This window comes from Mycobacterium sp. TY814, from assembly GCF_030755175.1.
Classification (GTDB): domain Bacteria; phylum Actinomycetota; class Actinomycetes; order Mycobacteriales; family Mycobacteriaceae; genus Mycobacterium.
This window is the reverse complement of sequence record NZ_JAUFRY010000001.1, coordinates 2,912,513-2,934,808: the sequence shown is the minus strand read 5'-3', so window position 1 is coordinate 2,934,808 and position 22,296 is coordinate 2,912,513. Positions and strand designations below refer to the sequence as shown.

25 protein-coding genes are annotated in these 22,296 nt (G+C 67.2%); 15 read left to right on the top strand and 10 right to left on the bottom strand.

Going from position 1 to position 22,296, the window contains the following annotated elements; all coding sequences use genetic code 11:
* Nucleotide 1: 1 nt before the first annotated feature.
* Nucleotides 2-1,975, bottom strand: coding sequence for an NAD(P)/FAD-dependent oxidoreductase (locus QXH22_RS13030; RefSeq protein WP_306275820.1), 1,974 nt, complete (start codon nt 1,973-1,975; stop codon nt 2-4).
* 102 nt (nt 1,976-2,077) lie between these two features.
* On the opposite strand from QXH22_RS13030, the gene QXH22_RS13025 reads away from it, so the two are divergent.
* The gene (locus QXH22_RS13025; protein ID WP_306275818.1) at nt 2,078-3,004 is read left to right on the top strand and encodes a metal-dependent hydrolase; all 927 of its coding nucleotides are present in this window, start codon (nt 2,078-2,080) and stop codon (nt 3,002-3,004) included.
* 65 nt (nt 3,005-3,069) lie between these two features.
* Nucleotides 3,070-3,738, top strand: a complete 669-nt coding sequence (locus QXH22_RS13020) for a TetR/AcrR family transcriptional regulator (RefSeq protein WP_306275816.1) — start codon at nt 3,070-3,072, stop codon at nt 3,736-3,738.
* Nucleotides 3,739-3,745: 7 nt separating this feature from the next.
* On the opposite strand, the gene QXH22_RS13015 is transcribed toward QXH22_RS13020, so the two are convergent.
* Nucleotides 3,746-4,786, bottom strand: a complete 1,041-nt coding sequence (locus tag QXH22_RS13015; protein WP_306275814.1) for an LLM class F420-dependent oxidoreductase — start codon at nt 4,784-4,786, stop codon at nt 3,746-3,748.
* A 2-nt stretch (nt 4,787-4,788) separates the two neighbouring features.
* Entirely contained in the window at nt 4,789-5,199 is a 411-nt protein-coding gene (locus QXH22_RS13010) for a nuclear transport factor 2 family protein (RefSeq protein ID WP_306243668.1), read from the bottom strand.
* A gap of 122 nt (nt 5,200-5,321) precedes the next feature.
* On the opposite strand from QXH22_RS13010, the gene QXH22_RS13005 reads away from it, so the two are divergent.
* Genes QXH22_RS13005 through QXH22_RS12995 form a run of 3 tightly spaced genes read left to right on the top strand, consistent with a single transcriptional unit; the run spans nt 5,322 to nt 8,312 of the window.
* Nucleotides 5,322-5,885, top strand: coding sequence for a PadR family transcriptional regulator (locus tag QXH22_RS13005; protein WP_306243669.1), 564 nt, complete (start codon nt 5,322-5,324; stop codon nt 5,883-5,885).
* A gap of 25 nt (nt 5,886-5,910) precedes the next feature.
* Nucleotides 5,911-6,855 carry a patatin-like phospholipase family protein gene (locus QXH22_RS13000; RefSeq protein ID WP_306275811.1) on the top strand — a complete coding sequence of 315 codons (945 nt, stop codon included), beginning with the start codon at nt 5,911-5,913 and terminating at the stop codon, nt 6,853-6,855.
* The gene (locus tag QXH22_RS12995; RefSeq protein ID WP_306275810.1) at nt 6,852-8,312 is read left to right on the top strand and encodes an NAD(P)/FAD-dependent oxidoreductase; all 1,461 of its coding nucleotides are present in this window, start codon (nt 6,852-6,854) and stop codon (nt 8,310-8,312) included. Before QXH22_RS13000 ends, QXH22_RS12995 begins: the two co-directional genes overlap by 4 nt.
* Here QXH22_RS12995 and QXH22_RS12990 read toward each other — a convergent pair.
* Nucleotides 8,299-8,862, bottom strand: a complete 564-nt coding sequence (locus QXH22_RS12990) for a TetR family transcriptional regulator (protein WP_306275808.1) — start codon at nt 8,860-8,862, stop codon at nt 8,299-8,301. The genes QXH22_RS12995 and QXH22_RS12990 overlap by 14 nt on opposite strands.
* Nucleotides 8,863-8,957: 95 nt before the next feature.
* Between QXH22_RS12990 and QXH22_RS12985 the strand changes: the two genes are divergently transcribed.
* Genes QXH22_RS12985 through QXH22_RS12960 form a run of 6 tightly spaced genes read left to right on the top strand, consistent with a single transcriptional unit; the run spans nt 8,958 to nt 14,920 of the window.
* Nucleotides 8,958-9,359, top strand: coding sequence for a hypothetical protein (locus tag QXH22_RS12985; RefSeq protein ID WP_306275806.1), 402 nt, complete (start codon nt 8,958-8,960; stop codon nt 9,357-9,359).
* A complete protein-coding gene (locus QXH22_RS12980) occupies nt 9,356-10,840 on the top strand; it encodes an FAD-dependent oxidoreductase (protein ID WP_306275805.1) in 1,485 nt (494 codons plus the stop codon). The genes QXH22_RS12985 and QXH22_RS12980 overlap by 4 nt, the downstream gene beginning before the upstream one ends.
* Before the next feature lie 29 nt (nt 10,841-10,869).
* Complete coding sequence (locus tag QXH22_RS12975; protein WP_306275804.1) at nt 10,870-12,084, top strand: GNAT family N-acetyltransferase; 1,215 nt, start codon at nt 10,870-10,872, stop codon at nt 12,082-12,084.
* Between the two features lie 2 nt (nt 12,085-12,086).
* Nucleotides 12,087-13,031 (top strand): FAD-binding oxidoreductase, encoded by a 945-nt coding sequence (locus QXH22_RS12970; protein ID WP_306275802.1) that lies wholly within the window; start codon nt 12,087-12,089, stop codon nt 13,029-13,031.
* A 48-nt stretch (nt 13,032-13,079) separates the two neighbouring features.
* Complete coding sequence (locus QXH22_RS12965; RefSeq protein ID WP_306275800.1) at nt 13,080-13,712, top strand: TetR/AcrR family transcriptional regulator; 633 nt, start codon at nt 13,080-13,082, stop codon at nt 13,710-13,712.
* Nucleotides 13,709-14,920: an acyl-CoA dehydrogenase family protein gene (locus QXH22_RS12960; RefSeq protein WP_306243699.1), complete on the top strand. Its 1,212-nt coding sequence runs from the start codon at nt 13,709-13,711 to the stop codon at nt 14,918-14,920. Before QXH22_RS12965 ends, QXH22_RS12960 begins: the two co-directional genes overlap by 4 nt.
* A 6-nt stretch (nt 14,921-14,926) precedes the next feature.
* Here QXH22_RS12960 and QXH22_RS12955 read toward each other — a convergent pair whose 3' ends face one another.
* From QXH22_RS12955 to QXH22_RS12945, 3 genes are all read right to left on the bottom strand, one after another.
* Nucleotides 14,927-15,595 carry a GAP family protein gene (locus tag QXH22_RS12955; RefSeq protein ID WP_306275799.1) on the bottom strand — a complete coding sequence of 223 codons (669 nt, stop codon included), beginning with the start codon at nt 15,593-15,595 and terminating at the stop codon, nt 14,927-14,929.
* A 201-nt stretch (nt 15,596-15,796) separates the two neighbouring features.
* Nucleotides 15,797-16,399, bottom strand: a complete 603-nt coding sequence (locus QXH22_RS12950) for a DsbA family protein (protein WP_306275798.1) — start codon at nt 16,397-16,399, stop codon at nt 15,797-15,799.
* 91 nt (nt 16,400-16,490) lie between these two features.
* Entirely contained in the window at nt 16,491-17,225 is a 735-nt protein-coding gene (locus QXH22_RS12945) for a hypothetical protein (RefSeq protein WP_306275797.1), read from the bottom strand.
* Nucleotides 17,226-17,357: 132 nt separating this feature from the next.
* Here QXH22_RS12945 and QXH22_RS12940 point away from each other — a divergent pair, with 132 nt between their 5' ends.
* Nucleotides 17,358-17,789 carry a hypothetical protein gene (locus QXH22_RS12940; protein WP_306275796.1) on the top strand — a complete coding sequence of 144 codons (432 nt, stop codon included), beginning with the start codon at nt 17,358-17,360 and terminating at the stop codon, nt 17,787-17,789.
* Nucleotides 17,786-18,376: a DUF998 domain-containing protein gene (locus tag QXH22_RS12935; protein ID WP_306275795.1), complete on the top strand. Its 591-nt coding sequence runs from the start codon at nt 17,786-17,788 to the stop codon at nt 18,374-18,376. The genes QXH22_RS12940 and QXH22_RS12935 overlap by 4 nt, the downstream gene beginning before the upstream one ends.
* Here QXH22_RS12935 and QXH22_RS12930 read toward each other — a convergent pair.
* Nucleotides 18,363-19,172 carry an enoyl-CoA hydratase-related protein gene (locus QXH22_RS12930; protein WP_306243711.1) on the bottom strand — a complete coding sequence of 270 codons (810 nt, stop codon included), beginning with the start codon at nt 19,170-19,172 and terminating at the stop codon, nt 18,363-18,365. The genes QXH22_RS12935 and QXH22_RS12930 overlap by 14 nt on opposite strands.
* A 175-nt stretch (nt 19,173-19,347) precedes the next feature.
* Between QXH22_RS12930 and QXH22_RS12925 the strand changes: the two genes are divergently transcribed.
* Nucleotides 19,348-20,547: an MFS transporter gene (locus tag QXH22_RS12925; protein ID WP_306276030.1), complete on the top strand. Its 1,200-nt coding sequence runs from the start codon at nt 19,348-19,350 to the stop codon at nt 20,545-20,547.
* On the opposite strand, the gene QXH22_RS12920 is transcribed toward QXH22_RS12925, so the two are convergent.
* Nucleotides 20,526-21,314 carry an acyl-CoA thioesterase domain-containing protein gene (locus QXH22_RS12920; protein ID WP_306276029.1) on the bottom strand — a complete coding sequence of 263 codons (789 nt, stop codon included), beginning with the start codon at nt 21,312-21,314 and terminating at the stop codon, nt 20,526-20,528. The two genes, QXH22_RS12925 and QXH22_RS12920, sit on opposite strands and share 22 nt — an antisense overlap.
* A gap of 93 nt (nt 21,315-21,407) precedes the next feature.
* Nucleotides 21,408-21,914, bottom strand: a complete 507-nt coding sequence (locus QXH22_RS12915) for a hypothetical protein (RefSeq protein ID WP_306275794.1) — start codon at nt 21,912-21,914, stop codon at nt 21,408-21,410.
* 68 nt (nt 21,915-21,982) lie between these two features.
* Here QXH22_RS12915 and QXH22_RS12910 point away from each other — a divergent pair, with 68 nt between their 5' ends.
* Nucleotides 21,983-22,282 (top strand): hypothetical protein, encoded by a 300-nt coding sequence (locus tag QXH22_RS12910; RefSeq protein WP_306275793.1) that lies wholly within the window; start codon nt 21,983-21,985, stop codon nt 22,280-22,282.
* Nucleotides 22,283-22,296: the final 14 nt, after the last annotated feature.

The following is a 22,296-nucleotide window of genomic DNA, read 5'->3' as shown; positions in this document are numbered from 1 at the left end:
CTCAAGGCCGCAGTTCGTAATCGCCGACGTTCGGGCGGCTGGTCCATCTCCAGTAGTCGAAGATGCGGAAGCCGTAGAGCGTCGGCAACGCGCCCGCGGCATTCTTGTAATAACTGCTGCTCACTGCTGGATGGCTGTACACCATGGTTTTCAGCCGCTCCTGGTTGCGCCGGTTGTAGTCCGCACACACTTCCGCCCGTGGCATGACCGAGCCGAAACCGCCCGCGAGCACCATGTCGATACACCCCATGATGCAGCGCATCTGACATTCGGAGTTGTAGATGATGCTGGCACCGTTGACCCCGTTGGTGCCGGGCCCGTACATGCAGAAGAGGTTTGGGAAACCGGGCACCGTGATTCCCAGATACGCATAGGCAGAGTCGCCCCAGGCGGTGTTGAGGTCGAGTCCGTACAGCCCGCGGATGTCGATGGGTCCGAGTTGATGGTTGACGTCGAAACCGGTTGCCCACAACAGCACGTCCGCCCGCCGTTGCACGCCGTCGACGGTGGTCACCCCGTCTTCGGTGATCTCGGCGATCCCGTCGGTGATGAGTTGGACATCGTCGCGTTGCAGAGTCCGCAGCCAGGTTCCGTTGTCCTGCAACGTTCGTTTGCCCATCGGCGGATACTTCGGGGTGACCTTGGCCAACAATTCCTCGTCCCGGCAGAAGACCCGCATCCACGCGATGAACATCTCCCGGATGCCGTGGTTGGACGCGTTGCACGACAGCCCGCCGTTGTCCCAGTCCGGATCGATCCGCACCTGCTCGTCGAGCGCGTCGGCCAGTGGCCACCACGACACGAACCGCAGCCACCGGCCGTAGTAGGGCAGGTGACGGATCGCCCATCTCGCTGCGTCGGGTACGGCGTCGTGGTACATCGGGTTGGGGGCCATCCACTGCGGGGTGCGCTGATAGACGTCGACCTGCTGGGTGATGTCGGCGATGGCGGGCACCAATTGAAACCCGCTGGCGCCGGCACCGATCACCGCCACCCGCTTGTCCGTCAGGTCGACGTCCGCAGGCCAGTCCGCCGTGTGGAACGACGGTCCGCGGAACGTATTGGCTCCCTTGATGTCTGGAATCACCGAGTTGCTGAATTGACCGACCGCGCAGATCAGCGCCCGTGCGCTCAGCGTCTCCGCCTGCCCGTCGGCGTCCTGCACGACCACCCGCCACGTTGCCGATTCCTCGTCCCACGTTGCGGCGGTCACTGTGGTGTTGAACCGCACGTGCGGGGCGATTTCGTGCCGGGTCGCCACGTCGTTGAGGTACTGCAGGATCTCCGGTTGCTCTGAGTAGTAATGGGTCCAGTGGTCGGTCGGCTCGAACGAGTAGGCGTAGTACTGATTGGCGATGTCCACCCGGCAGCCCGGGTAGCGATTCACCAACCACGTCCCGCCGACTCCTGCTTGCTTCTCGATGATCGTGAAGGGAATGCCCGCGGCTTTCAGCTTGATGCCGGCCAACAGCCCGGCCTCACCACAGCCGATGACGACGACGGGGAACGCCGCGCGCTGCTGCGGCGACGACCTGAGCAGGGGCCCGTTCTGGTCGGCGTCGGTGAACCGCAGGTCGGCTGCCACATAGTCGACGTGCTCCTCGGTCACCGTGCCCGCGGAGATCACATCGAACATGACCCGCATCTGTTCGGGATCGGGAACATACGGCGGCGGGCAACCTCGGTCGCGGTAGTCGCGGATCACGTCGAAGGCCCGCTGTCGCACGGCCTCCTTGTCGGGCTCGCTCATCGCGCCCTGCAGGTCCATCGCGATGAGGGCGTACGGCCGCGGCAGTTCGTCGAGAAGGCTGATGTCGCCGGTCATGTGGACCATGGACATCAACAGTGCGGGAACACTGGCCTGGCTGACGGCGTCCCGAATGACATCGTCCGAATCGTCGAATGGCAGGCCGAGCAGCGCATCGAGGCCCGACGCAACGGCCCCGGAAGTGCCGCTCACGGTCGAGTAACCCATCACATCACCATACATTTACCTCGGAACGTATTGCCAGAGCGCTGGGTTGCCGCTACCGTCAAAAACAAGTCACACCGGGGGACCGAATGAGAAGGCGGGCGCGTGGCGACTGACATCCAAGTGCGACGAGTCCGCTTCGACTTCGCGGGCTCCGACATCCCCTTCAACTGGCAGCCCGAGCGCCCCGCATTCGGCATGCAGTGCAACGTAATCACATTCTTTGCACCGGGTTTCGAGAAGTTCATCGTCGAGGCGACTCGTGAGGCCATCCCCCTGATGCGGGATCCCGAAGTCGCCGAGGAGGCCAACGCCTATCTGCGCCAAGAGGCTCAGCATTCGGCCGCGCACCTGAGCCACTATCGCGCCCTCGTCCGTCGCTGGCCCGGACTGCACGAGACGATGGACCAAGTCGTCGCGTCATTCGACCACCTGACGGCAACCAAACCACTGGCCTGGCGACTGGGATACGTCGCGGCCATCGAGGCGACGTTCACTCCGTACTTCAAAGTGTTTCTCGATCACGAGGACAAACTCTTCCGCCCCGGCGATGAACGGGTGGCCTCACTGTTTCTCTGGCACTTCGTGGAGGAGATCGAGCATCGCAGTTCGGCGCTGAGGGTCTACGACGCCGTCCATGACAGCTATCCCTACCGACTCAAGACCATCGCCGGCGTGGCGCGGCACATCGACGAGATCCTGAAGATCATCACGCGCGGATTTCGCGAACAGGTGCCGGAAGCAGACGGCGGGGCCTTTGGTCAGCTGATCCCTGAAGGACTGTCGCCCAGGGCTTTCTACGCCTCACTGCGTGCCGCCCGAGCGCTGACGGGTCCCGGACAGGCCACGTATGCCGGTGTCCCCATACGCGAGCTCGCGGCGATGCTGGTCGGCTTGCTGCGTTCGCAGGGTCCCGGCCACGACCCCACGCACGAAAAGATCCCCGAGTTCGCCAGACGGTGGTTCGACCGTTACGCGACAGAGCCGAAAAGTGCCGCACGCTGGTATTCGATCGGCGCCACACAGCCATGACGCGGACGGACCGCGCTTTGCCCCCGATATGATCGCGTCATGTCAGCGGCACGGAGGAGCCGGTAGTGGCGCGCAGTCACGGTTGGGCCGGAAATACGCCCGCTTCCGACGAGGAGGCGATCGCCCGCATCCTGGACGCGGCTGAGGCGATCGTCGCCGAGCGCGGGTCGGCCATGCGCATCGCCGACGTGGCGCGCGCGCTGGGTGTGACGCGCCAGACCGTCTACCGCTACTTCCCGGGGACCGAGGCGCTGTTGCTGGCCACCGCCATGCGATCCGGCGACGGGTTCCTGGAGCGGCTGGCCGATCATGTGCGCGGTCAGACCGATCCGGTCGGGGCCGTGGTGGAGGGCCTGGCTTTTACGATCGAGAACCTGGCCGCTGACGACCGCATCCGGCTGATCCTCACCAAACGCCAACAGGGAGGCGCGGTTCCGTCGATCTCGTCCGAAACCGCGGTGGCGTTCAGCCGGTCGATGTTGCACCGGTACGACGTCGACTGGGAGGCAAACGGTTTCGACGACGCCGCGCTGGACGAACTCTCCGAATTCTGCCTGCGGATATTGCATTCGTTTCTCGTCGACCGCGGCCAACCCCCGCGCCGCGGTGCCGACCTGCAGCGCTTCCTGGCGCGGTGGATCGGACCCGCCATCGTCTATCCCCGGTTCGCCGAGGCGATGACCTCGATGACCGGAGTCACTCCCCGCTCTTCCCGCCGGCGTCCGGCGTCATAAGCCGGGTTCAGGCGACCAGCCCGCGCAACTCTTCGATCAGCTTGACCCGCTCGGCCGCCGTGCCCGCGATCGGCGCGACGTTCAGCGTCGTCACCCCCGCCTCACGGAACGCCGCGACGCGTTCCCTGACGAACTCCTTGGTCCCGATCAGGTTGACGTCGCGCACCAGTTCGTCGGGAACCACCTTGGCGGCTCCTTCCTTATCGCCGGACAGGTACAGCTCCTGAATACGGTCGGCCTGCGGCCCGTAGCCGTACTTGGTGGCCAGCGTGTGATAGAAGTTCTTGCCTTTGGCCCCCATGCCGCCGATGTAGAGCGCCAGATGCGGTTTGACGAATTCTCTGAGCGGCTCGACGTTTTCACCGATCGCGAGGGTCGGGCCGGCGTACACCTCGAGCTCGCCGAGCGCGGGGTCACGCCTGGCCTTTCCGGTCGCCAGGGCGTCACCCCACACGTCCTGCGCCTTCTCGGGTAGATAGAAGATCGGCTGCCAGCCCTCGGCCAACTCGGCGGCCAGCTCGACGTTCTTCGGGCCCAGCGCAGCGATCAGCACCGGAATCTGTTCCCGGACAGGGTGATTGATGAGTTTGAGGGGCTTACCCAGACCGGTGCCCTGCTCCGGGGGCAACGGGATGGTGTAGTGCTTCCCCTGGTATTTCAGCGTCTCGCGACGCCACACCTGGCGGCAGATCTCGATGACCTCGCGGGTGCGCCCGATCGGTGCGTCATAGGGCACGCCGTGAAAGCCCTCGATTACCTGCGGGCCCGAAGCGCCCAGCCCGAGCGTGAAGCGCCCGTCGGACACATAGTCGAGTCCGGCAGCGGTCATCGCCGTGAGCGTGGGGGTGCGGGTGTAGAGCTGCAGGATGCCCGACGCCAGTTTCACCCGGTCGGTACTGGCCGCCAGATACCCCAGCGCGCTCACCGCGTCGAACGAATACGCCTCGGGCACAAAGACAATGTCCAGCCCCGCCCGCTCCAGGTCGGCCACTTCGGCGGCCACTTCCTTGAAGCCGCCGGCGTAGTTGATCCCCAATCCGATTCGCATGGTCAGCTGCCCTGCTTACCGGCGAACTCGAGCGCCTCTTCGCGGATGCGGTCGAACTGTGCGCCCATCGCCTCCTGCAGGGCCATGGCTGCGGACAACGGCCGCACCATCACCATGAAGTCGTCGATCAGACCGTCCTCGTTGAAGTGCAGGAAGTCGCAGCCGGTGACCTGTTTGCCGCCCGCCATCGCCTCGAACACGAACGCGTGGTCGCGGCCGTCCTCGTCGTGGATCTCCCGGACGTACCGGAAGTCCTCGAATACCCGCAACACCCCGCGCAGCAGCGCCCTGGTCATCGGCTTACCGGCGTACGGCTTGAACACGATCGGACTGGTGAACACCACGTCATCGGCCAGCATCGCCTCGACGGCTTCCACGTCGTGCGCCTCGACGGCTTTACGGAAGGGGTGCATCAAAACCTCGCAAGATAGTCAATTTTTTGAGTAGACGAGATCGACGCTAGATCCTGGCCCGTCGTATGTCCATAGGCAAATAATCACTTTGTTGAATAGGTGCATCGTTGTATGATCGCCGGATGTCGCTGCGTGACGCGGTGCTGACCGCCCTTCTCGAGCGTGAGTACTCGGGATACGACCTGGCCAAAGAGTTCGATGCGTCGGTCGCCAACTTCTGGATGGCCACGCCGCAGCAGCTGTATCGCGAACTCGACCGATTGGCCGAGCAGGGCCTGATCCAGGCGCGACTCGTTCACCAGGAGCGCCGGCCCAACAAGCGGATGTTCTCGCTCACCGACGCGGGACGCGAGGCGATTACGCAGCTCACCGCCCGAGCGCCCAAGCCATCCATGATGCGCGACGACCTGATGATCAAAGTCGCCGCCGCCGACGCCGGTGATACCCGGGCCGTTCGCGACTCCATCGCCGAGCGCCTGCAGTGGGCCAGGGCCAAACTCGAACGCTACGAGCGGTTGCGGACGCGGCTACTGGCCGGACGCACCGAAGACGAGTTCGTGGCCGCAGCCGAGCGGGTCGGTCCGTACCTCACCTTGCTGCGTGGCATATCTTTCGAGCAGGAAAACATCCGTTGGGCCGAGCGTGCGCTGACGATCATCGAACGCAGGTTGCCGGCGCGGGCGTAGGTCAGCCCGGCATACGAGGAGACGCGTGACCGACAAAGCCCGGAAAACGGCGCTGGTCATTGGCTGCGGCGGCACGATCGGGGGCGCGTGGATCGTCGCTGCCCTGCATGCGCTGGCCGAACAGACCGGAAGCGACCCCGCCGGGGCTGACGTCCTGCAGGGGACCTCGGCCGGCGCCGAGATCGTCACCATGCTCGGCGGCGGCGCCTCGGTCGCCGACCTGGTCGCCATGCAACGCGGGCAGGCGACCGACGAGCGGTTGCGCCGCCACCTGCACGACACACCGCCCGGCCTGCCCCCGTTACCGCGGCCCCGGCTGCTCAATCCGGCTCTGCTGCGCTCCCAGTCCGGCCTGGCCGCGCTGGCCGGGGTGGCGCCGACTGGCCGCGGTGACGCCGGCTGGCTGCAGCGGCTGGCTGACGGATTCCAAGCGCCCAACGGATGGTTGGCACACCCGGGCGCGCGGATGGTCGCCTACGACGTGCAACGCGGCCGGCGTGTCGCCTTCGGTGCCCCCGGATCACCGAAAGCCACTGTTGGGGAAGCCCTTCGAGCATCCTGGGCGATCCCCGGCTGGATGCCACCGGTGACCATCGGAGACCAGACCTATGTGGACGGCGGGGCGGCCTCGACGGCATCGGTGGATCTCGTCGAGCCCGAAGACGCCGACATCATCTACGTCATCGCGCCGATGGCGTCAGCGACCGGGGTGCGCGTGCCGGGAATCGGCGGCGTGCTCGAGGACCGGCTGCTGCGGCGGCCGATGTCGGCGGGGCTGTGGCAGGAGATCGCCGCCGTACGTGCCCGGGGCCAGCGGGTGATACCGATCGTGCCGACCGTGACGGATCTGGCCGGCCTGGGCGCGAACTTCATGAACCGCTCCCGGCGCCCGGCGGCGTTCGAGGCCGCGATGACCACCGCACCGACGACCGTCCGAAAGGCTTTGGCGGCCAGCGAGGTCGATGCATGACGCGAGAGCCACGCGTGGTGATCATCGGCGCGGGTCTCGCCGGGATCACTGCACTCCACGTCTTCACCGAGCGGGGGTTCTCCGATGTCACCGTGCTGGAGAAGGCATCCGACGTCGGCGGCGTGTGGCACTGGAACCGCTACCCGGGGCTGCGCTGCGACGTACCCTCGCAGCTCTACCAATTCGGGTGGGCGCCGAAACCGGACTGGTCACATATCTGGGCCGAGGGCGCCGACATACAGCAATATCACCGCGGCGTGGTCGAGCAGCTCGGGCTGGGTGACCGGATCCGGCTGAACACCGAAGTCATTGCCGCGCAATGGGATGAAGGCAGCGCCAGCTGGACGCTGGTGACCGCCGACGGCGCGGAGATCGACGCCGACGTGGTCGTCTGCGCCACCGGGGTGCTGCATCACCCGGCGGTCCCGGACATCCCCGGACTCGACGAGTTTCCCGGGCCGGTGCTGCACACCGCCCGCTGGGACGACGCTGTCGACACCGCCGGGAAAGACGTCGCGGTGATCGGCACGGGATCCACCGGCGTACAGGTCATCTCCGCACTACAGCCGGATGCCGCATCGATCGCCCACTACGTGCGGTCGCCACAGTGGGTTCTCTGGGCACCGATGTCGTTGCGCCAGAGCACGTTTATCGGTGCCGCACTGAGACGTTTTCCCGGTGGGCACAACCGGATGTATCGAACGCTGCTGTGGGCGTCCGGAATTCTGGCCGACGTCACCACCCGTCCGACGTGGCGGCGGCGCGCGGTGCAGCGCTATGCGCGGTTGTGCCTCCGAGCGCAGGTGCGCGACGAAGAGTTGCGCCGTAAGCTGACCCCGGACTACCAGCCGCTGTGCAAACGCCAGGTCGTCTCCGGAAGCTATTACCGTGCAATTCAATCCGCCAACGCCGAGCTGGTGACAGAGCGGATCACCGCGGTGACCCCGACCGGAATCCAGACCGCGGACGGCCGGCACCGGGGCGCCGAGGTCATCGTGCTGGCCACCGGTTTCCAGGCGCACAACTACATGCGTCCCATGGAGATCACCGGCCGTGACGGCCTGACCATCGATAAGGCCTGGGCCGCCGGGCCGCGGGCCTATCGGATGACCGCGATTCCTGGCTTCCCCAATCTGTTCACCGTGCTCGGCCCGAACTCCCCCACCGGATCCATCTCCCTGCAGTATTCGGCGGAGCGCACCGCCCACTACATCGCGCGGTTCCTGGAGATGATGCGCGACGGCGCGGCGTCATCGATCGAAGTGACCGAGGAAGCAACCGACGAGTTCAATGCCGCCGTGGCGGAGGCGATGAAGCCCACCGTGTGGAACACCGGCTGCAACTCCTGGTACCTCACCGAGGGCAATGCCATCGACCTGTGGCCGTGGGACCGCGCGACGTTGACCTCCATGCTGGCCGCACCGGAACCGGAGCACTTCGATATCAGGCCTGCGTAACGGAACCGGTCAGGTAGTGCGCGAGCACCGGACGCAGCCATTCGATGAGCTGCGCGTCGTCCATCTCCGCGAGCGCCGGGATGCACAGGATGTAGCGGGCCGTCGCCAGGCCCAGCACCTGGGCACCCACCAATGCGGCCCGCTCAGCGGCGCGGTCCGGGACGGCCGTGGCCAGCGCCGGCGCCACGCGGTCGACGAACACCTCCAACATGGCGGCCGCCGCCGCCTTGTTGGTCGCGGCGGCCCGCAGCAGCGGCAGAAAGGGACCCTCCGGCCCCCACACCGAGACGAACAGCGGCAGCAGCACCTCGGCGATCCGGTCCGGCGCCACGTCGGAGAGGTCGGGGAACGTCACATCGAATCGTGAAGCCGCAGCGAATAATTCAGCTTTGCTGCCGAAGTAGTGCATAACGAGCGCCGGATCCACCCCGGCCGCGGAAGCGACCGACCGGATGGTTGTGCGCTCGAATCCATGGTCGCCGAACTGCGAGCGCGCGGTCGCCAGGATCGTCGCGCGGGTGGTCTCGCCGTCGCGCACCTTCGGGGGCATCAGAGCATTGTATTCAACGACTGTTGACACGACCCAACCAGCGGGTCTAGCGTTGATTTCAACAGTTGTTGAACTCAAGATGGGAGGTCGCCGCCATGGCCGTCGCAGCCATCCAGATCGGACTCGACCCCGACGTGATCGACTACTCCTCACCGGACTTCGCGCAATTTCCCGGACTGACCAGGGAGGGACTGCGAGCGGCCAACGACGACAACGTCGCCGCCCTGCGCGGCGCCGGCTACCACGTCGACAACTGCCTGATCGACTTCGGCGAAGCCGGCGCCGCGAAGGCCCGCCGGTGGCTGGAAGCCAACCGGTACGACGCGGTCCTGATCGGGGCCGGCGTCCGCCTGGTGGCCAGCAACACGATGCTGTTCGAGTCGATCGTCAACGCCGCGCACATTACTCAACCGGGCTGCCGGTTCGTCTTCAATCGCGGCGCGCAGTCCACTCCGGAGGACATCCGCCGCTGGTACCCGGAAGCACTGGCGCGATGACCACGCATGACGTCGACGTGGTCGTGGTCGGCGCCGGGCCGACCGGCCTGACCGCCGCAGGCGACCTGGCCCGGGCCGGCCGTTCGGTGACCGTGCTGGAACGCCGGCCGGCCGTCAACCCGGCGAGTCGGGCGTTCGCCACGATGGCTCGCACACTCGAGGTACTGGATGCTCGCGGACTGGCCGACGACCTCCTCGCCATCGCTCACCAAGCACCGGGCGTCACCATTTTCGGCGGGGCCCGAATCGACCTCACCCACCTCGAGTCGCCGTATCAGTTCGTGATGGTCACACCGCAAACCAATGTTGATGCGGCGCTGCGTCATTACGCCGCGGCGCAGGGGGCCGACATCCGGCGCGGCGTCGGCGTCACCGGCATCGATCAGGACGCCGACCGGGTGACCGTGACCACCGACGGCGACGAGCGCTGGCGGGCAAGCTATCTCATCGGAGCCGATGGGGCACACAGCACCGTCCGCACGCTGGTGGGTGCGGACTTCCCCGGCAAGACCATTCTGTCGTCGATCGTGCTGGCTGACGTCAAGCTCGCACATCCACCCGCGGGTCAGGGGCTGAAGGTCGGCAGCACCCGAGACATGTTCGCATTCCTGGCCCCTTACAGCCGCCGCGATTCCCACGGCTCCTGGTACCGGGCGATGGTCTGGGACCGCAATCACCAGGTGCCCGACACCGAACCGGTGACGGACGATGAGGTCGTCGGCATCCTGGCCCAGGCGATGGGTGCCGACCCCGACGTGCTCGAGGTCGCGTGGAAGTCGCGATTCCATTGCGACGAGCGGCAAGTCAGGAGCTACCGGCACGGCCGGGTGTTCCTCGCCGGCGATGCCGCCCACGTGCATTCGCCGATGGGCGGCCAGGGCATGAACACCGGCATCCAGGACGCCGCCAACCTGGCCTGGAAGATCGACGCCGTGCTGGCCGGCGCCGGCGACGCCGTCCTCGACAGCTATCACGACGAGCGCCATCCGATCGCCAAACGGGTGCTGTTCCAGTCCGGCCTGTTGGCGCGCGGCGTGACGCTGCATCCGCGACCGGCTCGCGCAGCACGAAACTTTCTGGCGCCCAGACTGCTTCGCGTTCCGCGGGTGCGCGACGCGGTGGCCGGGAGCTTCGCCGGGACGGCGTTGCGCTACCGGCATCGCCACGGCGAGAGCCCACTGGTAGGCACCCGTGCGACGCCGATTCCGCTGACGCGGGGCAGGCTCACCGAGTTGCAGCGCTCACCGGGATTCGTGTTCATCCGCGAGCGTGCGGCTGCGCCGCTCGACACTGGCGAGTTGATCCAGGCGCAGCGGACCGACGACGGCCCAGCGGTGCTGGTACGACCCGACGGCTACATTGCCTGGGCCGGATCCTCGGCCAACCTGACCGCGTGGCGGTCCGTGCTGGCGAGGTGGACAGGTTCACTCTGCGCTGCGGGTGGAGAAGTTCAGGTGGGCAGCGCCCTCAGCGCAGACTGAACTCACCGCCGAGGCGGCATGATGGCTGGATGAACTCCGACATCCGGGTGCTCGACCGCGAAGAGGATCTACTCGCAGCGCTCAACGTGTTTCGCACCGCCATGGTCGGATTCCCGCAGCTGAGCCTGGCGCCGGGGCAGATCGCCGCACTGCTCGACCCCGGGCGCCTGATCGGGGCGTTCGTCGACGGTGAGCTGGTGGGCACGGCGGACGCGGTGACCAGCCGGCTGACGCTGCCCGGTGGCGCGATTGTCGGGCACGCCGCGGTGACCCACATCGGGGTACTGCCGTCCTTCACCCGCCGTGGCCTCGCCAGCGCCCTGGTCCACCATCAACTGCGCGACTGCGCCGATCGTGGGGAGGTCGTCGCGACGCTGCGCGCGTCGGAGGCGACGATATACGGGCGCTACGGCTACGGCGTTGCCAGTTCGGCGCATACCGTCGAGGTCCAGACCGCGCGCGCGGCGCTGCGCCCGGACGTCGCCGCCGGCGGCCCGGTGCGGCTGCTCGACGCGGCAGCGGCCTGGGACACCCTGCCCCGCATCTACTCCGAGCATCGACCGACCCGACCGGGAACCATCGACCGGCCCGCGGTGTGGTGGCAGGCACGCAAGCTGCGCAGCGAATCCTCCCCCGGCCCAGACTATGTCGCCGTGCACGGAGCGCCGGGGTCGGAATCCGGGTTCGCCCGGTACCGTCCAATCGACACCGAGAAATGGTTCATCAGCGACCAGCGCACCATCGTCGTCGAGGACTTCTTCGCACCTAGCGCCGACGCGTACCTCGGACTGCTCCGTTTCCTGTTCGGCCTGGATCTCGTTGACCGCGTGATCTTCTGGATGTTGCCGGTCGACGATCCGCTGCCCCTGCTGCTCCTGGACCGGCGAGCGGCGAACGTCACGGCAGTGCACGACGAGACCTGGCTGCGCATCATCGACGCGCACGGGGCACTCACCGCACGCAGCTATGCCGGGGATGACAGCGTGACCGTGTCCATCACCGACCCTGTGCTGCAGAACAATTCGGTCATCTTCTCCATCACCGGCGACGGAGCGGCGCCGACGGACGAGCGGCCCCAGTTGCACGTCGGCATCGAAGGACTCGGCACCGTCCTGCTGGGTGGTGCAACCTGGCAGAGCCTGGCGGTCGCCGGGTTGGTCCGCGCCGACGATCCCCGTGCACTCGCCGCCGCCGACCGGCTGTTCGCGGTGCCGGACGCCCCCTACGCCGGCTTCTACTTCTGACCATGCTCGTCGTCATCGGCGCCGGCATCTGCGGACTGGCGACAGCCTACGAACTCGCGGGCCTCGGTGAGCGCTGCCTCGTCATCGAACGCGGTGAGCCGTTCGCCGAACAGTCCGCGGGCCTGGCGCGGATCTTTCGTGTCGCGCACCGCAACCCGCAGTTGTGCCGCCTCGCCCAGCGGGCCCGGTCCGGTTGGCAGCGTTGGGAATCCGAGTTCGGCCGCTCCCTGCTGGGCTCGGAAGGGTTCATTGCCGCCGGTGCTGTCGACGCCGTCGCATCCGCGATGGCAGCGGCAGACGCCCCCTTCGCCCATCTCGACCGCCACCAGATCGGGGCACGCATTCCCTTTCTGCAAGCACCCTGGGAGACAGGTATTTTCGATCCCGACGGCGGTAGCCTGCGCATCCGCCGCGCACTGGATGCCCTGTCTGCCCGGGTGGAACTCCGGCACGGCGATGTCCTAGCCGTCGCCGACGACGGATCCATCACACTGACAGACGGAACGATGCTGACCGCCGACCGCGTGCTCATCTGTGCGGGGGTCCAGACGCAGGACCTGTTCGGCCCGCTGGGGATCGAGTTCTCCCCCCACACCCGCTTCACCTACCAGGGGGGATCCGCTGCCGGTGCGGCGTGCCTGTCCGCGCCGGAAGGATACGGGCTACCGATCGGCAGCACGGGCCACTGGGCCTTCGGACAGGACGACCCCGACCCGGCAGTGGTGCGGAAGCTGTTCCCGTCGTTGGCGCCGGTGGGCAGGGTGGATTGCGTGACGGCCCGCGCGGCGTGGCTTGACGATGGCGGCGACGGCTGGACCATCGCCCGGCGCGGTCGTGTCCTGGCGTTTGTCGGTGCCAATCTGATGAAGTTCGGGCCATTGCTCGGTGAATTGCTCGCCCGCGCCGTGCTGAGCGATGAACTCCCCGGCGATCTCGTCATCACCTGATCACCTGCTGGTTTGCCGCGAGCTCCGGTGAGTGAGTACTCTCTCACCATGGTCACCGAGCCCAGCCGCGGACGTGATCGGCTGCTGGCCGAGGCACTGAAGCTGTTCGCCGCCAAGGGTTACGCGGCGACATCGGTGGCCGACATCCAGCGGGCCGCCGGGCTGGCTCCCGGGTCGGGCGCGCTGTACAAGCACTTCGGTTCCAAGCGCGAGCTGCTCGAGGCGGCGGTAGCACACCGCATCGATCTCATCGTCGCCGCGCGCGAACAGTACGACGCGGGCGAGCCGACCAGCGTCGAGGACGCGGTGCGTACCGCGGGTCAACTGATCTGGAGCAATTTCAAGCAGAGCGAGGACCTGCTCAAAGTCATGCTGCGCGAGCCCGATGAACTCGGCGATCTCGACGAGAAGACCTGGCAGGTGATCACCGACAACGCCTATCAACGGTTCGCCGACGAACTGGCCGCCTCCAATCGGTCCGGCCGGACCCAGATCCCCGATCCGGACGCGATGGCGGCCACGGCGATCGGCTCGTTGTCATATGCCGCGACGCTGCAGGCACTCACCGGGCGGCTGCCCGGAAACATCGACGAAGAGCGCTATTTCGAGGCCTGGGTCAACCAGACCGTCAGCGTCCTCATCCACTACCGCACACCCCGAAACACAGGAGCAACGCCATGACCTTTTCCATGCAACTCAGCGACGACGTGATCGAGGTGCGCGACTGGGTGCACAAGTTCGCCGCCGACGTCATCCGCCCGGCCGCAGCCGAGTGGGACGAGCGGGAGGAGACGCCCTGGCCGGTGATTCAGGAGGCCGCCAAAGTGGGCCTCTACTCCCCGGACTTCATGGCGCAGCAGGCCGCCGAGGAATCCGGGCTGGGCATGCTCACCACGTTCGAGGAGATGTTCTGGGGTGACGCCGGCATTGCGCTGTCGATCATGGGCACCGGCCTGGCCGCAGCGGCGCTGGCGGGCAACGGAACTCCCGAGCAGCTCGGCCAATGGCTGCCGCAGATGTTCGGCACGGCCGACGAACCGAAGCTGGCCGCGTTCTGCTCCTCGGAGCCCGACGCGGGTTCCGACGTGGGTGGCATCCGCACCCGTGCCCGCTACGACGAGGCGGCCGGCGAGTGGGTCCTCAACGGCACCAAGACCTGGGCCACCAACGGGGGCATCGCCAACGTGCATATCGTTGTCGCCTCGGTCTATCCCGAACTCGGCACCCGCGGTCAGGCCAGCTTCGTCATCGGGCCGGACACCAAAGGCCTTGCGCAGGGCCAGAAATTCAAGAAGCACGGCATCCGCGCATCGCACACCGCCGAGGTGGTGCTGGACAACGTCCGGCTGCCCGAGGACGCGATCCTCGGCGGCCGGGAGAAGTTCGAAGCGCGGATCGCGCGCGTGAAGTCCGGTGCCTCCGCGGGTGGCCAGGCAGCGATGAAGACGTTCGAGCGCACCCGGCCCACCGTCGGCGCCATGGCCGTTGGCGTGGCCCGCGCTGCCTATGAGTACGCCCTCGAATACGCGGCCCAGCGTGAGCAATTCGGCCGCAAGATCGGTGAGTTCCAGGCCGTGGCGTTCAAGCTCGCCGATATGAAGAGTCGTATCGATGCAGCCCGGCTGCTGGTGTGGCGGGCCGGCTGGATGGCCCGCAACAACCAGAACTTCGAAGCGGCGGAAGGCTCGATGGCCAAGCTGGTGGCGAGCGAGACCGCGGTCTACGTCACCGACGAGGCCATCCAGATCCTGGGCGGCAACGGGTACACCCGTGACTACCCGGTTGAGCGCATGCACCGCGACGCGAAGATCTTCACCATCTTCGAGGGCACCAGCGAGATTCAGCGCCTGGTGATTTCACGGGCGCTGACCGGGCTGGCCATCCGCTGAGCGGGCTCACGCGAGTCCGTACACCAGCACCGCGATACCCGCGGCCAGCAAGGCCAACGCCGTCACTGCGCGGTGGCGACGGTGCAACCAGCTCCTGACCCGGTCGAGCTGCGGGTCGATCCGCGGCCCGAGAAGGAGATACGCCGCAATGGGTGCTGCGATGGTCGCGCTTGCCAGAACGGCGAAGTAGACGACAGCTGCCGCCGTTCCCGCGGCGGTCAAGTCGAGTGTGCCGATCTTCACGCCCGCCGCCGCGCCGGCGGCAAGGACCTTCGGGTTGGCCATCGTCGGCAGCGTGCCGATGGTGGCAGATACTGCCGGCGTCAGCCGGCCGACCCGGTTCTGCCACGGCGCCGACGCGCCGACGTCGCCGCGCCGCGCCCAGATCCACCCTGCGAGGCCGATCATCGCCGCACCCAGTGCCAGCATCACCCCGTCGGCCCACCGCGGGACCGGACCATGCAGCGCGTCCAGGAATCGGGGGGCGCGAACGAATAGCGCGGTCACGGTGGTCAGCGCCAAAAGTCTGCCCGCCAGATACGCGATGCTCGCCGAACGCGGGCGCTCGCTGTGCACCAGCACGACCAGCACCAGCACCACGGGTAACGGCGAGAGAGCAACCACGAGCGCCGGGGCGGTCAGCGTGCCGAGCAGCAGAGCGTACGGGGTCAGCACCTATACCGGGTCGCGTTCACCATCTCTTGCCGAACAGGCCCGGCCGCGGGCGGGCGGGTTCGGATGGCTCATGTCCGTCACACCACTGGTCGGCAGGCACGGTGCGCTGAACCGCTTGCACGTGCGCACCGCAACCAGCCCAGGTGATCTTGCCGCAGACGCGGCATCTCACCGCATGACACATCCGAAACCCCCTGAAATCTAGCCGCCGCGCGGTCGTTGCAGCTGAGAGAACTGCGGGACTGCGGCCAATGCTGCCACCGCATCGAACAGTGATTCAACCGCCCCGGGGTCAGGCGGTGCGGTCAGCACCGGACCGAAGAACGCGTGGCCGTTGATGCGCGTGATCGGGCTGCCCCCGGTTTCGCCGAGCGCCTCCTGCCCGGCTTGATGGCTGCGCAGGACGAGTTCGTCCCACGACGGGTCCGACAGCACCTCGGCGGTGACGTCCCAGGACTTCACGGCATCCAGCACATGTGCGACGAGCTTATCGTCGACGGGTTCGGACTGGTCGAGATACCGCTCGGCGAACGCGAAATACGCCTTCGCCAGCCCCTCCTTGCCGTGCTGGTCGCGGATGGCGGCCATCAGCCGTCCGATCCGCTCGGAGTCACGCATCCGGGACTGCTGTTTGGGCGGCATGTCTCTGCCCTTGTTCAGGACCGCCAGACTCATCAGCCGCCACTCGATGGCCAGGCCGGTCTTGTCGGCAACGGCCTTCAGCCAGCGGGCGGTATTCCACGAATAGGGGCACACCGGATCGAGCCAGATGGTCACGGCCGGGCCGCTAGGGTCGTCAAGCATCTCGTCGGCTCCTCTCACCCTTTCCTGTATACCATACCCCCTACGGTATGTACCGGGACGAGCGGAGCCAGTGCCGCGCTGTGTGGCCCCGCTACGCGGCCGCCCCGTTGCGCTGCAGTGCTTTAGTGATCGACGCGGGGACGTTGCCGACGACCGAGAGGCTGGCCAGCCGCCGCCAAGACCGGATCGCGTGGCGGGTCGTTTCCACGATCCGGCTGGCGCCGTTTTCCAGGTTCGCCAAGCGATGGGCACGCAGGGCGTTACCGGTCACGGCATCCAGCGTGTCCCACGCCTCGGTGTCAGAGAGAGCGGTCGACTGATACGCGGCGCGGACGGCGTACCGCTCGGCGCCCGGAGCCATCGTGGCGCTGATCTCCCGGGCCACCCGCGCGGCCCGGTCCCAGCTGGCAATGTCAGGCATCTCACCTGGTGCCAGCGTTCGGTGCAGTTCGGCTATTTCCGAAATAACTTCGGCCGCAGCACTTTCCGCGTAGCGAACCACACCCCAGGGCGGGCTGATCAGCAACTTGGACACCCACGGCCGGATGACGGTCTCGTCCACGTCTGCGGTACCGACCGTCAGCCAGCCCAGATCGAGGGCGAGCACGGCGTCTTCCGGAGACAAATAGCCGTCGAGTCCCGCGAGTTGGTCGTTGCACAGCTGGACGAACGCGGCCAGCGGACGCGCCGAGGTGGCCGGGAAATCGGTGATCTGCTCGTCCCCGTTGATGTACGAAATGACATTCATGGCACAGCCTTTGGCCGAACCCGCGTTGTGTGATCCCCGCGCCAGCCGCAACGGGTGAGTGATGCGCTCCAGGTCCACGTGACTCCTCACCGGTCGCCGGGTCTGCCTGGGATTCTAGGACTGGAGTCGAGCCGGTGCGGAGCGACACGGCGGTGACCGGTGCGGCGCCGGCGCCTTCTGATTCGACCGCGCGCCTGACATGATGTGCCCATGCTTGCCTTGCAATCACCGGTGACTGTGGAATCTGACAACGAGTCCGTCGTGGGCTCGATCGCCACCATTGAGAGCGTCGCGGTCGCCGGCTCGGCGGCCGTGGCCGGTAGTGTCGCGGTTGCCGGATCGGCGACCACCGCGGGCAGCGTTGCGGTAGCGGGATCGGTCGGTACCGCCGGCAGCGTCGCGGTAGCGGGGTCAGCGGGCACCGCCGGAAGCGTCGGCGTGATCGCCAGCCTCCTCACGGTGATTTGCGTTGCCGTCCGCGAATGCGTGGCCTGTCTGGGATGCGTCGCCTGCACCCGATGCGTCGCGTGCATCGCGTGCGTGCGCTGCACCGACTGCGTCGGGTGCATCGGTTGCGTGAATTGTTCGGGTCTACGAAATATCGTCGGCGCCAGAAATATTCACGTGCAGCCCAACGAGTGACCACTCGCACCGGCGGCGCGGCCTGCTGGGTGGTGGGCGTCGCCGGCTATCTGATCCTGGAAGCCGTTGCGGCTGCGGCCTATCTGCCTGCCTACAGCTATGCGCACAACTACATCAGCGATCTCGGCCGGCACGGTCCGCGGGCACCGTTGATGCACGTCGCATTCTGCCTGCAGGGCAGCATGTTTCTGCTCGGAGCGCTGTGCATGGTCGGTGTTCCAGGGAATCGACGCAGCCGCTTGTTCGTCGGCCTGGTAGCCGCTAACGCCGTCGGCAACATCCTGGTGGGCACGGTGCCCAGCGGGTTGGTGCATATCGCCGGCGCTGCGCTGGCGCTGGCAGGCGGAAATGCCGCCATTGTGGCCGGATCAACACTGCTCATGCCCTCGCTGCGGGGATACCGCCTCGGCTCGACAGTTGTTGCAGCGCTGGGATTTCTGTGCCTTGCACTGCTGGTGGCCAATTGCCGGGCGATGCCCGTCGGTGTGTGGGAACGCGGCAGCGCATATTCGATCTTCCTGTGGCAGTTACTGACTGCGGCCCTGCTGCTCGTGTGTCGAGACGGCGCCGCCCTCAGGTCCCGGTGAACTTCGGGGGCCGCTTCTCCAGAAAAGCGCGTGGCCCCTCCTTGGCGTCGGCCGATGCCATCACCGCCATGCCGAGTTCGAGCTCACGCGGAAATGCCTCAGCCTCAGTCTTTTCCAGATTCTCGATCACCGAGGCTTTGATGTTGCGGACGGCCAGCGGACCGTTCTTCGCCACCTGCTGCGCAATCTCCCGAGCCCGGCCCAGCGCGCCACCCGCAGCGGTGACGTGCCCGACCAGGCCCACCTCGTAGGCTCGTTGCCCGGAGATCGGCGTGCCGGCAATCAGCATCTCCATCGCGACGGTGTACGGGATCTGGCGCGGCAACCGAATCGTCGAGGCGCTCATCGGAAACAGCCCGCGCTGCACTTCGCTGATCGCCAGCTGTGCGTTCTCGGCGGCCACCCGGATATCGAACGCCTGCAGAATCTCCATCCCACCGGCGTAGCAGTAGCCTTCGACCGCAGCGATGATCGGTTTCCTGACGTAGTGGTCCTTCAGAAACCCCTTGTAAATCAACGAGAAATCGGACCTCACCCGCTCCTCGTACTCGTTCTGCGCGGGTTCACCGGAGATCAGAGCGCCGACTAGGCGATCCAGGTCCGCGCCGGCCGAGAAGTTGCCCGCCGCGCCGGTCATGATGGCGACCCGCAGGTCCGGATCGTCGTCCAGGAGATCCCAGGCGTCGGCGAGCCGGCACAACACTTCCGGATTGAAGGCGTTGCGCTTCTCGGGGCGGTTGAGGGTGATGGTGAGGATGTGCTGGTCCCGCTCCACGAGCACTGCCGGTTCTGCCACGTACTGGTGTCTAGCACGGAAACGCCGCCGCGAGAAGTGACATGGGTCTCGATCAGGAATATCGCGGCGGACGGCATCGTCGTTGCACCGGTGGACAGTTGAGGAGGGGAAGTCCGTGACGAGGCCGAACGGGGCGACCGCCCTGGCGTACCAGCAACCGCCGACCACCGAGCGATTGCCGACCACCGGGAAACCGAAGCATCTCGAATCGGGACGCGGTTCGGCTTTATTCGCCGGCGTACTGGCCGTCCTGGTCGCCATGGGCTGGGCGGCAAATCACTTCGCTGCGCTCATCCCGGCCATCAGCGACCGGCAACACCTCACCGTGGCCGCCCTCGACACCATGTTCGGCATCTACGCACTGGGACTTCTGCCGGGCCTTCTTCTGGGCGGACGGGCATCGGACGCGTTCGGCCGTCCGTCGGTGGCATTGGCAGGCTCGGCCGCGGCGCTGGCCGGGACGGTCACCATGCTCGTCTCCCAGCAGTCGGAGGCGTTACTGGCCGGACGCCTTATCGTCGGGTTCGGGGTAGGCCTGGCCGTCAGTTCCGGCACGGCATGGGCGTCCGACCTGAAGGGGCCCGCGGGCGCTGCACTGGCCGGCACGGTGCTGATCGCCGGCTTTGCTCTGGGACCGTTCGCTTCTGGACTGATCGCCTCGCTCGGGCACTCCGGCATTCCGGCGTCATTCGGTATTGCCGCCACCCTGATCGCGCTGGCGATGACCGTCGCGGCGGTGAGCCTGCGCGGAGGCAGCACGCCGGCGCCGGTACCGATCGAGTCCGACGGCACTGGCGGCCATAGCACCCGGCGGGCGTTGAGTTGGGCGATGCCACTGGCACCGTGGGTGTTCATCTCGGCCACCCTGGCGTTCGTCACCATCCCCACCCGGGTCCATACCGGGCTTGCCGCGCCGTTGGCCGCGGGGACCGCGGCGCTGATCACCAACGGCGCCAGCGGTATCAGTCAGGTGGTCGCCCGGGCACGGAACTGGGGCCCGCAGACCGGCACGGTCGGTGCGCTGCTGGCTGCCCTCGGCTACGTCGTCATCGCGTCCACCCCCGACGACATCCCGCTCGGGTTGGGTGTCGCGGTGGTCGTGCTGCTCGGCTGTGCGTCGGGCCTCTGCCTGCGCGAGGGGTTGATCGATCTCGAAGCCGCCGCACCGCAACGCATCCGGGGAACGCTCACCGGCGTTTTCTACTCGGTCACGTATCTCGGATTCGCCCTTCCGCTCCTTCTGACGGTGCTCGGCCCGGGCCCCGAGTCGACGAGCATCTTCGTGGCGCTGGCAGCGGGGGCGGCGGCCGCTGGGATCGGCAGGACAGTGCGATTGAGGCGAGATGCGCACCGTCAGAACGACGGCCCGGCCTGATCCTGATTCGCGACGGAATTCTTCGGCGGCACGCGAAAACCGTTCTGGGCGATGGCAACCGATACACAGTTGCCGATCGGGCCGGTACGGTCGACGAGTACGGCCGAACCCGTCGCCACCCCGTCGTCGCTGTAGTGGGTCAGTGATGCCAGGCCGAGGTGCGGACCCTGGGGCAGCCTGCTGAGCGTGAGGGTGTAGTCGACATTGATGAACTGCAGCCCCCGGGGTCCCCAGTTGGCGATGGAGGCGGTGATGTCGCCCGCCATCGCGGCGCGGGTGAAGGCGGTCATCGGTTCGGTGTCGACCAGCGGACGCGTGTCGTGCACCCAGGTGAACTTGCGCCCGGGTTCGTCAGGCCAATCAGGCTCGGGGTTCTGAATGTCGGCCCCCCAGCCATAGGTCCGGATGAACAGCGACGCGGCGTCGCCGTGCTGCGCAGGCAGGGGCGGCATGTCTACGGGTTGCGACCACACCGGTCCGTCGGGGTGCGGGCCGCGCCGCAGAAAAAGCGCGCTGGCTTGCGCAACGGTGTTGCCGCTCTGCACGAGGACGGCTTCGACGAGGCGCAGTCGCCGGCGGTCCTGCCGAACCCGGGTGTGCACCTCGACCGGTTCGGGGGCGGTCGGACGCGGCAGATCGATGGTGAGGCGAGCAGGGTGCAGGTACGGATCATCGACCGACCGCTCGGCCGCCCAACCGAGCAGGCCGCCGACGACGTGGCCGCTCAGCGATGGACCCCAGCCTCCCCGCGCGATTTCGGTTGGCATATAACGCTTTCCGTCACGCTGGAAGTAGGGCAGCTGCGTCGCCTGACCATCGTCGGGGCCATGGTCGTCAGTAATGCCTTCCACCTCGCGTTTCTACATCACCCTCGTGCCGGCCCTCGCACGGGCCACCGCGGAGCGAATCTCCGCGACCCGATCGGAACTGACACCCCACGGCCGATCGACACCCACCCGTTCGTCGAGATCCCACAGCACACACCGCTCGCCCGGGTCGGCGACCAGCTCCCAGGCGATGATCGTCCTGCGCAGCTGCTCGGCCGCGGAGTCACGGCCGGCATCAGCAGGCGCGCCGCCGTCAGGATGGTGATGCAGAAAGGTGCCATAGGCCTTGTCGCAGAAAGCCGCATACCGTGCGGTGCACAGGATCAGCCCGTGCCATGCCTCGTCGACGGCGCGCGACGGCATGCCTATCACCTGGTTGTCCGGGAGTGCGGCGGCGCAGCAACGCAGCCACTGTCGCAGACCGGTCTCCACCAGTTCTCGCGGCTGCCACGGACACGTCTTGAACACGGCCTCGGGGAGTTCGAGCCCGGCCACCGCGTTACGCGCCCGACCATAGCGATTGCGCCGTCGGACCCACACGTCCTCACTGTAAAGCGCGCCGAAAATTGCCGCGGATTACCGCCGAGATCCTCGCGTAGCCTTTGCGCATGAGTAGCGCAGCCATGATGCTGATCGCGCTGGGCGCGAGCCTGGTAGCGCTCTTCGCATCCCTGCTACGTTGGTCCGCTTCAGGCGGCAGGCGGAGGCCGCGCAACGGCATCTGGGGCTCGGGATCGGGGTCCGACGGCGGCTCCAGCGGTTGCGGTGGGGGAAGCAGCTGCAGCTCGAGCGGCTGTAGCGCCGGGTCGAGCGGCTGTAGCGGCGGGTCGAGCGGTTGCGGCGGTGGGTCCAGCGGTTGCGGCGGCGGCAGCGGCTGCGGCGGTGGGGGCTGCGGCGGCAGCAACTGACCCCTGGGGTGGCC

Excerpts from the sequence above, each read along its gene's own strand:
- QXH22_RS13030 (WP_306275820.1), bottom strand. The coding sequence starts at position 1,975 with ATGGGTTACTCGACCGTGAGCGGCACTTCCGGGGCCGTTGCGTCGGGC.
- QXH22_RS13015 (WP_306275814.1), bottom strand. The coding sequence starts at position 4,786 with ATGCGAATCGGATTGGGGATCAACTACGCCGGCGGCTTCAAGGAAGTG.
- QXH22_RS13010 (WP_306243668.1), bottom strand. The coding sequence starts at position 5,199 with ATGCACCCCTTCCGTAAAGCCGTCGAGGCGCACGACGTGGAAGCCGTC.
- QXH22_RS13005 (WP_306243669.1), top strand. The coding sequence starts at position 5,322 with ATGTCGCTGCGTGACGCGGTGCTGACCGCCCTTCTCGAGCGTGAGTAC.
- QXH22_RS12995 (WP_306275810.1), top strand. The coding sequence starts at position 6,852 with ATGACGCGAGAGCCACGCGTGGTGATCATCGGCGCGGGTCTCGCCGGG.
- QXH22_RS12990 (WP_306275808.1), bottom strand. The coding sequence starts at position 8,862 with ATGCCCCCGAAGGTGCGCGACGGCGAGACCACCCGCGCGACGATCCTG.
- QXH22_RS12985 (WP_306275806.1), top strand. The coding sequence starts at position 8,958 with ATGGCCGTCGCAGCCATCCAGATCGGACTCGACCCCGACGTGATCGAC.
- QXH22_RS12980 (WP_306275805.1), top strand. The coding sequence starts at position 9,356 with ATGACCACGCATGACGTCGACGTGGTCGTGGTCGGCGCCGGGCCGACC.
- QXH22_RS12975 (WP_306275804.1), top strand. The coding sequence starts at position 10,870 with ATGAACTCCGACATCCGGGTGCTCGACCGCGAAGAGGATCTACTCGCA.
- QXH22_RS12970 (WP_306275802.1), top strand. The coding sequence starts at position 12,087 with ATGCTCGTCGTCATCGGCGCCGGCATCTGCGGACTGGCGACAGCCTAC.
- QXH22_RS12965 (WP_306275800.1), top strand. The coding sequence starts at position 13,080 with ATGGTCACCGAGCCCAGCCGCGGACGTGATCGGCTGCTGGCCGAGGCA.
- QXH22_RS12960 (WP_306243699.1), top strand. The coding sequence starts at position 13,709 with ATGACCTTTTCCATGCAACTCAGCGACGACGTGATCGAGGTGCGCGAC.
- QXH22_RS12950 (WP_306275798.1), bottom strand. The coding sequence starts at position 16,399 with ATGCTTGACGACCCTAGCGGCCCGGCCGTGACCATCTGGCTCGATCCG.
- QXH22_RS12940 (WP_306275796.1), top strand. The coding sequence starts at position 17,358 with ATGCTTGCCTTGCAATCACCGGTGACTGTGGAATCTGACAACGAGTCC.
- QXH22_RS12920 (WP_306276029.1), bottom strand. The coding sequence starts at position 21,314 with ATGCCAACCGAAATCGCGCGGGGAGGCTGGGGTCCATCGCTGAGCGGC.
- QXH22_RS12910 (WP_306275793.1), top strand. The coding sequence starts at position 21,983 with ATGAGTAGCGCAGCCATGATGCTGATCGCGCTGGGCGCGAGCCTGGTA.